Raw genomic sequence first — 12,621 nt, forward strand, 5'->3', positions numbered from 1 at the left:
GTTCTTTACTTAACTCTGACAACTTACTTGGCGAAGGGGAACGGCATGAACCACACCAGGAAACCGAGCACCCCGATGATCATCACGAAAGCGTAGTGATAGATGTAACCGGACTGCCAGAGACGCGTGAATTTCGAGAACCAGCCGACCACCTTGGCGCTGCCGTTGACCAGCAGGCCGTCGATGATGCCGCGGTCGCCCACGGTCGACAGGCCGCTGCCCAGCAGGCGCGCACCGCCGGCGAAGACGACTTCGTTGAACTTGTCCATGTAGTACTTGTTGTCCAGGATCGTGTAGATCAGGCTGAACTTTTCCTTGACCCAGGCCGGAACGCGCGGGTTGACCATGTAGCAGTAGTAAGCCACGACCACGCCGGCGATCGCCAGCCACAGCGGCGCGCTGGTGAAGGCATGGGTCACCATGGCCACCGGACCGTGGTACTCGTGCGCCAGCTCTTCCATGACCTTGTGGTTTTCGCCGAAGAAGATCACGCCCTTGAAGAAGTCGCCATACAGCATCGGCGAGATCGCGAAGAAGCCGACGATGACCGACGGGATGGCCAGCAAGATCAGCGGCAGGGTCACGACCAGCGGCGACTCGTGCGGCTTCTGGCCCGGGGCCAGGCCGTGGTGGTGATCGTCGTGGCCGTGGTCGTCGTGACCGTGGGCATCGTGACCGTGGTCGTCGCGCGCATGTGCAGCGGCGGCCGGGGCGTGGTGATCGTCATGCGCGTGGGCCTGGCCGAAACGCTCCTTGCCATGGAACACCATGAAGTACATGCGGAACGAGTAGAAGGCGGTCACAAACACCGAGGCCAGCACGGCGAAGTAGGCGAAGCCCGAACCGGCCAGGTGCGACTCGGCAGCGGCTTCGATGATCGAGTCCTTCGAGTAGAAGCCCGAGAAGAACGGCGTGCCGATCAGCGCCAGCGAACCCAAGAGCGAGGTGATCCAGGTAATGGGCATGTACTTGCGCAGGCCGCCCATGTTACGCATGTCCTGGTCGTGGTGCATGCCGATGATGACCGAACCGGCGCCAAGGAACAGCAGCGCCTTGAAGAACGCGTGGGTCATCAGGTGGAACACGGCGACCGAGTAGGCCGAGGCGCCCAGCGCGACGGTCATGTAACCCAGCTGCGACAGCGTGGAGTACGCCACCACGCGCTTGATGTCGTTCTGCATGGTGCCCAGGAAGCCCATGAACAGCGCGGTGATGGCGCCGATCACCAGGATGAAGGACAGCGCGGTGTCGGACAGCTCGAACAGCGGCGACATGCGGGTGACCATGAAGATACCGGCGGTCACCATGGTGGCCGCGTGGATCAGCGCGGAAATCGGGGTCGGGCCTTCCATCGAGTCCGGCAGCCAGACGTGCAACGGGAACTGGGCCGATTTACCCATGGCGCCGACGAACAGGCAGATGCAGGCCACGGTCAGCAGCATCCAGTCGGTGCCCGGCAGGGTCAGCTGGGCCAGCTCGCCGCGCTTGGCGAAGACTTCGGTGTAGTTCATCGAACCGGCGTAGGCCAGCAGCAGGCCGATGCCCAGGATGAAGCCGAAGTCGCCGACGCGGTTGACCAGGAAGGCCTTCATGTTGGCCTTGATCGCGGTCGGGCGGGTGTACCAGAAACCGATCAGCAGGTACGACACCAGGCCCACGGCTTCCCAGCCGAAGAACAGCTGCAGGAAGTTGTTGCTCATGACCAGCATGAGCATCGAGAAGGTGAACAGCGAGATGTAGGAGAAGAAGCGGTTGTAACCCTCGTCTTCAGCCATGTAGCCGATGGTGTAGATGTGCACCATCAGGGACACGAAGGTCACCACGCACATCATCATGGCGGTCAGGCTGTCGACCATGAAGCCGATCTCCAGCTTCAGGCCGGCCACGGTCATCCAGTTGTACAGGGTGCCGTTGTAGGTCGCGCCGTCGAGCACCTGCAGCAGCGTCATCAGCGAGATGATCGCGGCCACCAGCACGCCCAGGATGGTCGCGGTGTGCGACACCTTGCGGCCGACCACGTTGCCGAAGAATTTGGTGCCCAGCAGGCCGGCAATCGCCGATCCCGCCAGCGGCGCCAGGGGTACAACAAGAAGCAGATGTGGGTTAAGTTGCCCAGCCATGATGAACCTTATCGCTTATTGGCTGCCCCGCTCTACCGCTGCGGGGCCTCCCATCTTTAAATGAAATTCGAACCAGAACGCTCAGACGGCGGATCAGCCCTTGAGGCTGTCGAGATCTTCGACGTTGATGGTATCCAGGTTACGGAACAGCACCACCAGAATCGCCAGACCGATCGCGGATTCAGCCGCGGCCACGGTCAGGATGAAGAACACGAAGATTTGTCCGCCTGCATCGCCGAGGTAATGCGAGAACGCGATGAAGTTCATGTTGACCGCAAGCAGCATCAGTTCGATGGCCATCAGCAGCACGATGACGTTCTTGCGGTTCAGGAAAATGCCGACGATCGAGATCGCGAACAGGATCGCGCCGATGATCAGGTAGTGGGAGAGCGTGATTGCCATGATTCTTGTGCGCCCTTCTTAAGATTGTTGACCGGAAGCCGGGGTACCGTCGCCGGTGCCTGCTTCAGTGCCGTTATTGCGGGTCGACTCGGCCGGCATGCTCACTAGGCGGATGCGGTCGGACGCCTTGACCCTGACGGCCTGAGCCGGATCGAAGTACTTGCTGTCCTTGCGCTTGCGCAGGGTCAGTGCGACTGCGGCGACGATGGCCACCAGCAGGATCACGGCGGCGATTTCAAACGCGTAGACATATTCGGTGAAGATCAGCTTGCCCAGCGGCTTGGTCTGGCCGATGGTGTCGGCGGCGGCCGGCACCTGCGATTCGGGCGTCCAGAAGCTGCGCAGCAGCACGGCGGCCATTTCCAGCACGATGATCACGCCGATGGTGGCGGCCAGCGGGAAGTAACCCCAGAAGCCTTCCCGCAGCTTGTCCATGTTGATATCGAGCATCATCACCACGAACAGGAACAGGACCATCACCGCCCCGACGTAGACCAGCACCAGCACGATGGCCAGGAACTCGGCCTTGAGCAGCATCCAGATACCGGCCGCCGAGAAGAACGACAGCACCAGGAACAGGGCCGCGTGGACCGGGTTGCGGGCCGTGATGACGCGTACGGCGGCGACCACCAGGATCACCGCAAACACGTAGAACAAGACAGTTTTAAATTCCATAATCAACCAGAAGTTGGTTCAGTCAGCACCGGAGCAGCGGCATGGCCGCCGATCCATCGCATACATCCATTCCTAAGCACTTCAATTCCTGCCTCCCTGCCCCGCTCGCCTGAGCGGGAAGGAGATCAGCGGTAGGCAGCGTCGGCGGCGCGCGCCGCGGCGATTTCGTTTTCGTAACGGTCGCCCACTGCCAGCAGCATTTCCTTGGTGTAGTACAGGTCACCGCGCTTTTCACCGTGGTATTCCAGGATGTGCGTTTCGACGATCGAGTCGACCGGGCAGGACTCTTCGCAGAAACCGCAGAAGATGCACTTGGTCAGGTCGATGTCGTAGCGGGTGGTGCGGCGCGAGCCGTCGTCACGTTGCTCGGACTCGATGGTGATGGCCATCGCCGGGCACACCGCTTCGCACAGCTTGCAGGCGATGCAACGCTCTTCACCGTTCGGGTAGCGACGCAGCGCGTGCAGACCGCGGAAACGCGGCGACATCGGCGTTTTTTCCTCGGGGAATTGCACCGTGATCTTGCGCTTGAACAGGTAGCGACCGGTCAGGGCCAGGCCCTTGAACAGCTCGCGGAGCATCAGGCTGCCGAAAAAATCCTTAATAGCTTCCATTTTTAGCCTCAGCCTTAAAACTTATTTCCAGATATTCCAGGGCGACTGGATCCAGATCGCCACGACCACCAGCCACACCAGGGTCAGCGGGATGAACACTTTCCAGCCCAGACGCATGATCTGGTCATAGCGGTAACGCGGGAACGAAGCGCGGATCCACACGTACAGCGACAGGAAGAAGAAGGTCTTCAACAGCAGCCAGACGAAGCCAGGGATGAAGTCGAGCGCAGCGATCGGGGACGACCAGCCGCCGAAGAACATCAGCGAGGTCAGTGCCGAGATCAGGATCATCGCGGCGTATTCCGCCAGGAAGAACATCGCGAACGACATGCCCGAGTATTCGATCATGTGGCCGGCCACGATTTCCGATTCGCCTTCGACCACGTCGAACGGGTGACGATTGGTTTCAGCCACGCCGGAGACGAAGTAGATGACGCACACCGGCAGCAGCGGCAGCCAGTTCCAGGACAGGAAGTTCAGGCCCAGCTCATGGAAGTAGCCCTTCTGCTGCGCCATCACGATGTCGCCGATATTCAGGCTGCCGGTAACCATCAGAACCACCACGAAGCAGAAGCCCATGGCGATTTCGTAGGACACCATCTGCGCCGAGGCGCGCATGGCGCCCAGGAACGCATACTTCGAGTTGGAGGCCCAGCCGGCGATGATCACGCCGTACACTTCCAGCGAGGTGATCGCCATCAGGAACAGCAGACCGGCGTTGACGTTGGCCAGCACGGCTTCCGGACCGAAAGGCACCACCGACCAGGCTGCCAGCACCGGCATGATGGTCATCACGGGCGCCAGGTAGAACAGCACCTTGTTGGCCTTCGACGGCGTGCTGATTTCCTTGAAGATCAGTTTGACGGCGTCAGCGATCGGCTGCAGCAGACCGGCGGGACCCACGCGGTTGGGCCCCAGACGGACGTGCATCCAGCCGATCAGCTTGCGTTCCCAGTAGGTCATGTAGGCGACGCTGATCAGGATGGGCACCATCACCACCAGGATCTTGACGATGGTCCACACCAGCGTGAACAGGCTGGGGCCCAGCAGCGCCGGGCCGGCCGTGTTGATTTGGGCGATCAGCTGATCCATTACGCTTTCTCCACGACGATTGCGCCAAACATGCCGCCCAGGGCGGCGGTCGAGGCGTGGCTTGCTGCGACGCGGACCACGTTTTCCGGCAGTTTCTTATCGATGGCCGCGGCCAGCTGTGTGCTGCCCTGACCTTGCTTCACATTCACGCGGTCGCCGGCGGCGATGCCCAGCTTGGCGGCCAGCGCAGCGGACAGCCATGCCTTGGGCACCTGGCCGTCGGTGGTTTCCAGCAGCGGCGGCGAACGGCGCGCCACGGCGTCGGCGAAGTAGATGGGCACATCGGCCACGCGCTCCAGCGAACCGGAGGCGGCGGCTGCGGCTTGCGGCTGCAGCGAAGCGGCGTTGTTCAGGCGTGCCGACAGGTCGGTTTCCTTGCCCAGCAGTTCATCGCGGATGGATTCCGAGGTTTCGTACTCGAAGTTTTCCAGTTCCAGCAGGTTGCCCAGCACGCGCAGGACCTTCCAGCCCGGACGCGCGTCGCCGGCCGGCTTGACGGTACCGTTGAAGCTTTGTGCGCGGCCTTCGGCGTTGACGAAGGTACCCGAGGTTTCGGTGAACGGCGCGATCGGCAGCAGCACGTCGGCGAAGTCGGCGCCATGCTTGTAGGCCGACATCACGACCACCATCTCGGCTTGCTTCAGCGCGGCGGCGGCGGCTTGCGGGTCGTAGCTGTCCAGTTCCGGCTCGGCGTTGAGCAGCAGGTATGCCTTGCGCGGCTGTGCGAACACGGCGGCGGCGTTGGCGCCACGGCCGACGGTCGGCACGGCGTTGGCCAGGTAACCGCCGACGGCGTTGCCGCCTTCAGTCAGCACGCCCAGCTTGGCGCCGGTCTGTTCTGCGATCCACTGCGCGGCAGCGTGCAGCTGCGATGCCTGCGGATGCTGCACGGCGGCGTTGCCCAGGAACACGGCCTTGGACTGGCCCGACAGCAGGCTGGCGGCGGTCGCCTTGGCAGCGTCGGAAGCGGTCACGCCGGCGTAGGCGGCGGGAGCGGCGATACCACGGGCTTCAGCCACGGCGACGGCCACTTCGGCCAGTGCGCCCAGCCATGCGGACGGCGCTGCCACGATCTTGTTGGCGACCGGCATCAGCAGGTCGTCGTCGGTGGCGTGCAGCACATTGATCTTGGTGCCGGACTTGGCCGACTGGCGCAGGCGTGCGGCCAGCAGCGGATGATCCTTGCGCAGGAAGGAACCGATCACGAAGACGCGGTTCAGCTGGGAGAACTCCACCAGCGACATGCCCAGCCACGGCTTGATCTGGCCGTCCAGCGCGAAATCGGACTGGCGCAGACGGAAATCGATGTTGTCAGAACCCAGGCCGCGCACGACCTTTTGCAGCAGGTTCAGCTCTTCCAGCGTCGAGTACGGTGTACCCAGCGCGGCGATGGAATCGGCGCCGTGTTCGTGACGGATGTTGCGCAGGCCATGCGCGACGTATTCCAGCGCGGTCTGCCAATCCACTTCCTGCCACTTGCCGTCTTGCTTCAACATCGGCTTGGTCAGGCGCTGATCGCTGTCCAGCGCTTCATAGGCGAAGCGATCCTTGTCGGAGATCCAGCATTCGTTGACTTCTTCATTCTCCAGCGGCAGCACGCGCATCACCTTGCCGCCCTTGACCTGAACGATCAGGTTGGCGCCGACGCTGTCGTGCGGGCTCACCGACTTGCGACGCGACAGTTCCCAGGTGCGGGCGCTGTAGCGGAACGGCTTGGAGGTCAGCGCGCCGACCGGGCACAGGTCGATCATGTTGCCCGACAGCTCGGAGTCCACGGTCTTGCCGACGAAGGTGGTGATCTCGGAGTGCTCGCCGCGACCCAGCATGCCCAGCTCCATCACGCCGGCCACTTCCTGGCCGAAGCGCACGCAGCGGGTGCAGTGGATGCAGCGGTTCATTTCCTTCATCGAGATCAGCGGGCCCACGCTCTTGGGCTCCACCACGCGCTTTTCTTCCTTGTAGCGCGAGGTCGAACCGCCGTAGCCCACGGCCAGATCCTGCAGCTGGCATTCGCCGCCCTGGTCGCAGATCGGGCAATCCAGCGGGTGGTTGATCAGGAGGAATTCCATCACGCCCTTCTGGGCCTTGATGGCTTTGTCGCTCGCGGTGCGCACGATCATGCCGTTGGTCACCGGCGTGGCGCAGGCAGGCAGCGGCTTCGGCGCTTTTTCAACGTCGACCAGGCACATGCGGCAGTTGGCCGCGATGGACAGTTTCTTGTGATAGCAGAAGTGAGGGATGTAAGTGCCGACTTTATTGGCAGCATCCATGACCATGCTGCCTTCCTGCACTTCAACCTTCTTGCCGTCTATTTCGATTTCAACCATGGCTGTTTGCCCAAGCTAAATATTCTTTGCCAACGGCGCCTGCAGCTTGTCGCCGCCGGGCGCCCCCTGCCGTGTTCAGATATATGCCGGAACCAGGCAGTGTTTGTGCTCGATGTGGTATTCGAACTCTTCGCGGAAATTCTTGATGAACGCACGCACCGGCATCGCCGCCGCATCGCCCAGCGCGCAGATGGTGCGACCCTGGATGTTGTCGGCGACCGAGTTCAGCACGTCCAGATCTTCCAGCTTGCCGTGACCGTTTTCGATACGCTCCACCATGCGGTACATCCAGCCGGTGCCTTCACGGCACGGGGTGCACTGACCGCAGGATTCTTCGTAGTAGAAATACGCCAGGCGCAGCAGCGACTTGACCATGCAACGCGTCTCGTCCATCACGATGACGGCACCCGAGCCCAGCATCGAGCCGGCCTTGGCGATGGCGTCGTAGTCCATCGTGGTTTCCATCATCACGTCGCCGCGGATCACCGGAGCGGACGAACCGCCGGGGATGACCGCCTTGATCTTCTTGCCGCCGCGCATACCGCCCGCCAACTCCAGCAGCGTGGAGAACGGGGTGCCCAGCGGAATCTCGTAGTTGCCCGGACGCTCGACGTCGCCCGAGATCGAGAAGATCTTGGTGCCGCCGTTGTTGGGCTTGCCCATCTCGGCGTAGGCTTGCGGGCCCACCTTGAAGATGAACGGCACGGCCGCAAAGGTCTCGGTGTTGTTGATGGTGGTCGGCTTGCCGTACAGGCCGAAGCTGGCCGGGAACGGCGGCTTGAAGCGCGGCTGGCCCTTCTTGCCTTCCAGCGACTCCAGCAGCGCGGTTTCCTCGCCGCAGATGTAGGCGCCGTAACCGTGGTGCGCGTGCAGCTGGAAGCTGAAATCGGTGCCCAGGATGTTGTCGCCCAGGAAGCCGGCGGCGCGCGCTTCTTCCAGCGCTTCTTCAAACACTTCGTAGGCGGAGAAAATCTCGCCGTGGATGTAGTTGTAGCCGACCGTGATGCCCATCGCGTAGCCGCCGATGATCATGCCTTCGATCAGCGCGTGCGGATTGTAACGAATGATGTCACGGTCCTTGAAAGTACCCGGCTCGCCTTCATCTGTATTGCAGACGAGGTATTTCTGGCCCGGGAACTGACGCGGCATGAAGCTCCACTTCAGGCCGGTCGGGAAACCTGCACCGCCGCGGCCACGCAGGCCGGAGGCCTTGAGGTCGGCGATGACTTGTTCGGGCGTGATCTTCTCGGACAGGATGCGCTTGAGCGAATCGTAGCCGCCACGCTTGACGTAGTCTTCGAGATGCCAGTTCTCGCCATTCAGGTCGGCGAGGATCAGCGGTTTGATGTGGCGGTCGTGCAGGCAGGTCATTTCTTCAGTTCCTCCAGCAGCGCGTCGATCTTGTCGTTGGACATCCAGCTGCACATGCGGTGGTTGTTGACCAGCATGACCGGTGCGTCGCCGCAGGCGCCCATGCATTCGCCTTCCATCACGGTGAACTGGCCGTCAGCGGTGGTTTCCTTGTAGTCGACACCCAGCTTGTGCTTCAGGTGGTGGGCGGCGCGCTCGCCGCCGGACAACAGGCACGGCAGGTTGGTGCACACGGTGATCTTGTGCTTGCCGACCGGGCTGGTGTTGAACATGTTGTAGAAGGTGGCGACCTCTTGCACCGCCACGGCAGGCATGCCGATGTAGTCGGCGATTTCCTGCTGCAGTTCGGCGGGCAGCCAGCCGTGTTCAACCTGGGCGATGCGCAGCGCGGACATGACCGCGGACTGGCGCTGATCCGCCGGATACTTCGCGAGTTCGCGATCGATTTTCTTAAGGGCTTCTTGACTTAACAGCATATCGTTGGCCATCCATGCGCAGACTGACGCGCGGTTTTATTGGATATTCCCCAAACCGTGCGAGCCTCACGAGGAAGCCCGCCTTTTACTTTTACTCTTGCTCCGACCTTGTCTTAACGGTCGATTTCACCGAACACGATGTCTTGCGTACCGATGATGGTGACCGCATCGGCAATCATGTGGCCCTTGGCCATTTCGTTGAGCGCTTGCAGGTGAGCAAAGCCCGGGGCGCGGATCTTCAGGCGGTAAGGCTTGTTGGCGCCATCCGAGACCAGGTAGATGCCGAACTCGCCCTTCGGGTGCTCGACCGCGGCATACGCTTCGCCTGGCGGCACGCGGAAGCCTTCAGTGAACAGCTTGAAGTGGTGAATCAGGTCTTCCATGTTCGACTTCATGTCGGTGCGCTTCGGCGGAGCAACCTTGTGGTTGTCGGTAATCACCGGACCCGGGTTGTTGCGCAGCCATTCCACGCACTGCTTGATGATGCGGTTGGACTGACGCATTTCGGCCACGCGAACCAGGTAGCGGTCGTAGCAGTCGCCGTTCTTGCCGACGGGGATATCGAAGTCCAGCAGGTCGTACACTTCGTACGGTTGCTTCTTGCGCAAGTCCCAGGCAATACCGGAGCCGCGCAGCATCGGGCCCGAGAAGCCCATCTGCAGAGCACGTTCCGGCGACACCACGCCGACGCCGACCAGACGCTGCTTCCAGATACGGTTGTCGGTCAGCAGTGTTTCGTATTCGTCGACATAGGTCGGGAAACGGTTGGTGAAGTCTTCGATGAAGTCCAGCAGCGAGCCCTGACGGTTTTCGTTGAGCTGGCGGATGGCCTTTTCGTTACGGACGATCGATGCCTTGTATTGCGGCATGCTGTCCGGCAGGTCGCGATACACGCCGCCCGGACGATAGTAGGCCGCGTGCATACGGGCGCCGGACACGGCTTCGTAGCAGTCGAACAGGTCTTCACGCTCACGGAAGGCGTACAGCAGCACGCCCATCGCGCCCACGTCCAGCGCGTGTGCGCCGATCCACATCAGGTGGTTCAGCAGGCGGGTGATTTCGTCGAACATCACGCGGATGTACTGCGCGCGCAGCGGCACTTCCAGGCCCAGCAGACGCTCGATGGCCAGCACGTAACCGTGCTCGTTACTCATCATCGAGACGTAATCCAGGCGATCCATGTAAGGCACGGACTGCAGGAAGGTCTTTTGCTCCGCCAGCTTCTCGGTACCGCGATGCAGCAGGCCGATGTGCGGGTCGGCACGCTGGATGACTTCACCGTCCAGCTCGAGCACCAGACGCAGCACGCCGTGCGCCGCCGGGTGCTGGGGACCGAAGTTCAGCGTGTAATTCTTGATCTCTGCCATTATTTGATCCCGTAGTTTTCTTCACGAATGATGCGCGGCGTGATTTCGCGCGGATCGATCGTTACGGGTTGATAGATGACGCGCTTCTGCTCGGCGTCGTAACGCATTTCCACGTAGCCCGACACCGGGAAGTCCTTGCGGAACGGGTGACCGATGAAACCGTAGTCGGTCAGAATTCGGCGCAGGTCGGGGTGTCCGTCGAACAGGATGCCGTAGAAGTCGAAGGCTTCGCGCTCGTACCAGCCGGCCGAGTTCCAGATGTTGTCGACCGAGGCCACGATGGGCAGGTCGTCGTCGGCCGCGAACACGCGCACACGCACGCGCCAGTTGTGGGTCAACGACATCAGGTGCGAGACGACCGCGAAACGCGGGCCATCCCAGGCGCCGTCGCCGTAGGTCGAGTAGTCCACGCCGGCCAAGTCGATCAGCTGCTCGAACTTGGTGTCGGCGTGATCGCGCAACACGCGCATCGCGGAGAGATAATCGGCGGCCTTGACCACCACGGTGACTTCACCGAGGGCCACCGTCAGATTCTGAAGATACCCCCCAAGCGAGTTACGCAGGGCTGCTTCGAGAGTTTCCAATTTTGTTGTCATACTGCCCTCTTAGCGCGCGATGGTGTTGGTGCGCTTGATCTTGTTCTGCAGCTGGATCACGCCGTACAACAGCGCTTCCGCAGTCGGCGGACAGCCCGGGACGTAGACGTCGACCGGAACGATGCGGTCGCAACCGCGCACCACCGAATACGAATAGTGATAGTAGCCGCCGCCATTGGCGCACGAGCCCATCGAGATCACCCAGCGCGGCTCCGGCATCTGGTCATAGACCTTGCGCAGCGCCGGCGCCATCTTGTTGCACAGCGTGCCGGCCACGATCATCAGGTCGGACTGGCGCGGCGACGGACGAAACACGGCGCCGAAGCGGTCGAGGTCGTAACGCGAAGCGCCAACGTGCATCATCTCAACCGCGCAGCAGGCCAGACCGAAGGTCATGGGCCACAGGGATCCGGTACGGGTCCAGTTGATTACTTTATCCAGCGAGGTGGTGACGAACCCCTCATTCAATACGCCTTCAATAGACATGGCTCACTCCCAATCCAGGGCACCCTTTTTCCAGATGTACCAAAATCCGACAACAAATTCAGCGATGAAGACCATCATCGTGACGAAACCTTGCCAACCCAGTTCGCGCATCGACACGCCCCACGGGAAGAAGAACGCAGTTTCCAGATCGAACAAGATGAACAGAATCGCGATCAGGTAATAGCGCACGTCGAACTTCATGCGCGCGTCTTCAAACGCTTCGAAACCGCATTCGTAGGGAGATGTTTTTTGCGCGTCCGGCTTATGGGGACCAAGCAGACGCCCCAAGAGCTGGGGAGCAACGCCGACACCGATGCCGACGAGGATAAACATAAGAACTGGGAAGTAATTTTCGAGGTTCACGATTGGCCGCTTGTACGTTGGTTTAATCGATGGGAATGATTCTCAATATCAATCAGAAACTTCCTCGACAAAAAGCCAGCTCAGGCGCATGGCCTTTGCTGGCTTTTTCATTTCATTTCTATGGTGCCGACGACGAGACTCGAACTCGTACAGCTTTCGCCACTACCCCCTCAAGATAGCGTGTCTACCAATTTCACCACGTCGGCCTGAGACTGTTATTGTACCTTCATTTGTTACTCTTGTTCAATGCACAATCAGTCGAAAACAGAGATTCTTCTATGCTTATTCGTGCATTGTTTCAGAATCTGAAAAAGTTTATTTCGGAATCTGATTCGACTGGTCAGCCGGCTTTGGTGCATCCGCGGGAGCGGCAGGCGCAGCTTGTTGAGCAGGAGCCGCGGCCGGCGCCTGCAGGTTGTCCATCACGCCACCGCTTTGGGCCGCGTGGTGATTGCCGATGAAGGCCAGACCCAAGGTCGCCACGAAGAAGATCGCGGCTGCTACGGCGGTCGACTTCGACAGGAAGTTCGACGAACCGGTGGCGCCGAACAAGCTACCCGAAGCACCGGACCCGAAGGCCGCACCCATGTCGGCGCCCTTGCCGTGCTGCAGCAGCACCAGACCGATAATCGCCAGCGCAGCCAGCACCTGAACCACAACCACCACCAAAGACAAAGTATTCATTTAAACAAGTTCCACTCTTGATGTTTCAACTGCCCGCCGCCGCAGTAT

13 protein-coding genes and 1 tRNA gene are annotated in these 12,621 nt (G+C 61.1%); all 14 read right to left on the reverse strand.

Features of this window, described 5'->3' with window-relative positions; all coding sequences use genetic code 11:
* Positions 1–23 precede the first annotated feature (23 nt).
* The 14 genes from nuoL to secG all read right to left on the reverse strand — a co-directional run bounded on the left by nuoL (position 24) and on the right by secG (position 12,573).
* Positions 24–2,120 (reverse strand): NADH-quinone oxidoreductase subunit L, encoded by a 2,097-nt coding sequence (gene nuoL, locus J8I26_RS16440; RefSeq protein WP_209608182.1) that lies wholly within the window; start codon positions 2,118–2,120, stop codon positions 24–26.
* Between the two features lie 93 nt (positions 2,121–2,213).
* Entirely contained in the window at positions 2,214–2,522 is a 309-nt protein-coding gene (gene nuoK / locus J8I26_RS16445) for an NADH-quinone oxidoreductase subunit NuoK (protein WP_013233782.1), read from the reverse strand.
* Positions 2,523–2,540: 18 nt separating this feature from the next.
* Positions 2,541–3,197: an NADH-quinone oxidoreductase subunit J gene (locus tag J8I26_RS16450; RefSeq protein ID WP_209608183.1), complete on the reverse strand. Its 657-nt coding sequence runs from the start codon at positions 3,195–3,197 to the stop codon at positions 2,541–2,543.
* Positions 3,198–3,322: 125 nt separating this feature from the next.
* Positions 3,323–3,811, reverse strand: a complete 489-nt coding sequence (nuoI, locus tag J8I26_RS16455) for an NADH-quinone oxidoreductase subunit NuoI (protein ID WP_079214406.1) — start codon at positions 3,809–3,811, stop codon at positions 3,323–3,325.
* Between the two features lie 21 nt (positions 3,812–3,832).
* Positions 3,833–4,903: an NADH-quinone oxidoreductase subunit NuoH gene (gene nuoH, locus J8I26_RS16460; RefSeq protein WP_209608184.1), complete on the reverse strand. Its 1,071-nt coding sequence runs from the start codon at positions 4,901–4,903 to the stop codon at positions 3,833–3,835.
* Positions 4,903–7,230 carry an NADH-quinone oxidoreductase subunit NuoG gene (gene nuoG, locus J8I26_RS16465; protein WP_209608185.1) on the reverse strand — a complete coding sequence of 776 codons (2,328 nt, stop codon included), beginning with the start codon at positions 7,228–7,230 and terminating at the stop codon, positions 4,903–4,905. Before nuoG ends, nuoH begins: the two co-directional genes overlap by 1 nt.
* 75 nt (positions 7,231–7,305) lie before the next feature.
* Positions 7,306–8,601 carry an NADH-quinone oxidoreductase subunit NuoF gene (gene nuoF / locus J8I26_RS16470; protein ID WP_209608186.1) on the reverse strand — a complete coding sequence of 432 codons (1,296 nt, stop codon included), beginning with the start codon at positions 8,599–8,601 and terminating at the stop codon, positions 7,306–7,308.
* Positions 8,598–9,089 (reverse strand): NADH-quinone oxidoreductase subunit NuoE, encoded by a 492-nt coding sequence (gene nuoE / locus J8I26_RS16475; RefSeq protein ID WP_209608187.1) that lies wholly within the window; start codon positions 9,087–9,089, stop codon positions 8,598–8,600. The genes nuoF and nuoE overlap by 4 nt, the downstream gene beginning before the upstream one ends.
* Positions 9,090–9,190: 101 nt before the next feature.
* Positions 9,191–10,444 carry an NADH-quinone oxidoreductase subunit D gene (locus J8I26_RS16480; RefSeq protein ID WP_209608188.1) on the reverse strand — a complete coding sequence of 418 codons (1,254 nt, stop codon included), beginning with the start codon at positions 10,442–10,444 and terminating at the stop codon, positions 9,191–9,193.
* Entirely contained in the window at positions 10,444–11,040 is a 597-nt protein-coding gene (locus tag J8I26_RS16485) for an NADH-quinone oxidoreductase subunit C (RefSeq protein ID WP_209608189.1), read from the reverse strand. The genes J8I26_RS16480 and J8I26_RS16485 overlap by 1 nt, the downstream gene beginning before the upstream one ends.
* 9 nt (positions 11,041–11,049) lie before the next feature.
* Positions 11,050–11,526 carry an NADH-quinone oxidoreductase subunit B gene (locus tag J8I26_RS16490; protein ID WP_006712940.1) on the reverse strand — a complete coding sequence of 159 codons (477 nt, stop codon included), beginning with the start codon at positions 11,524–11,526 and terminating at the stop codon, positions 11,050–11,052.
* Between the two features lie 3 nt (positions 11,527–11,529).
* Positions 11,530–11,889 carry an NADH-quinone oxidoreductase subunit A gene (locus J8I26_RS16495; protein WP_209608190.1) on the reverse strand — a complete coding sequence of 120 codons (360 nt, stop codon included), beginning with the start codon at positions 11,887–11,889 and terminating at the stop codon, positions 11,530–11,532.
* Positions 11,890–12,010: 121 nt separating this feature from the next.
* Positions 12,011–12,095, reverse strand: a tRNA-Leu gene (locus tag J8I26_RS16500).
* A 109-nt stretch (positions 12,096–12,204) separates the two neighbouring features.
* On the reverse strand, positions 12,205–12,573 hold the full coding sequence (gene secG, locus J8I26_RS16505; RefSeq protein WP_209608191.1) for a preprotein translocase subunit SecG: 369 nt from the start codon (positions 12,571–12,573) through the stop codon (positions 12,205–12,207).
* Positions 12,574–12,621 lie beyond the last annotated feature (48 nt).

This window comes from Herbaspirillum sp. LeCh32-8 (genome assembly GCF_017814915.1).
GTDB lineage: Bacteria > Pseudomonadota > Gammaproteobacteria > Burkholderiales > Burkholderiaceae_D > Herbaspirillum.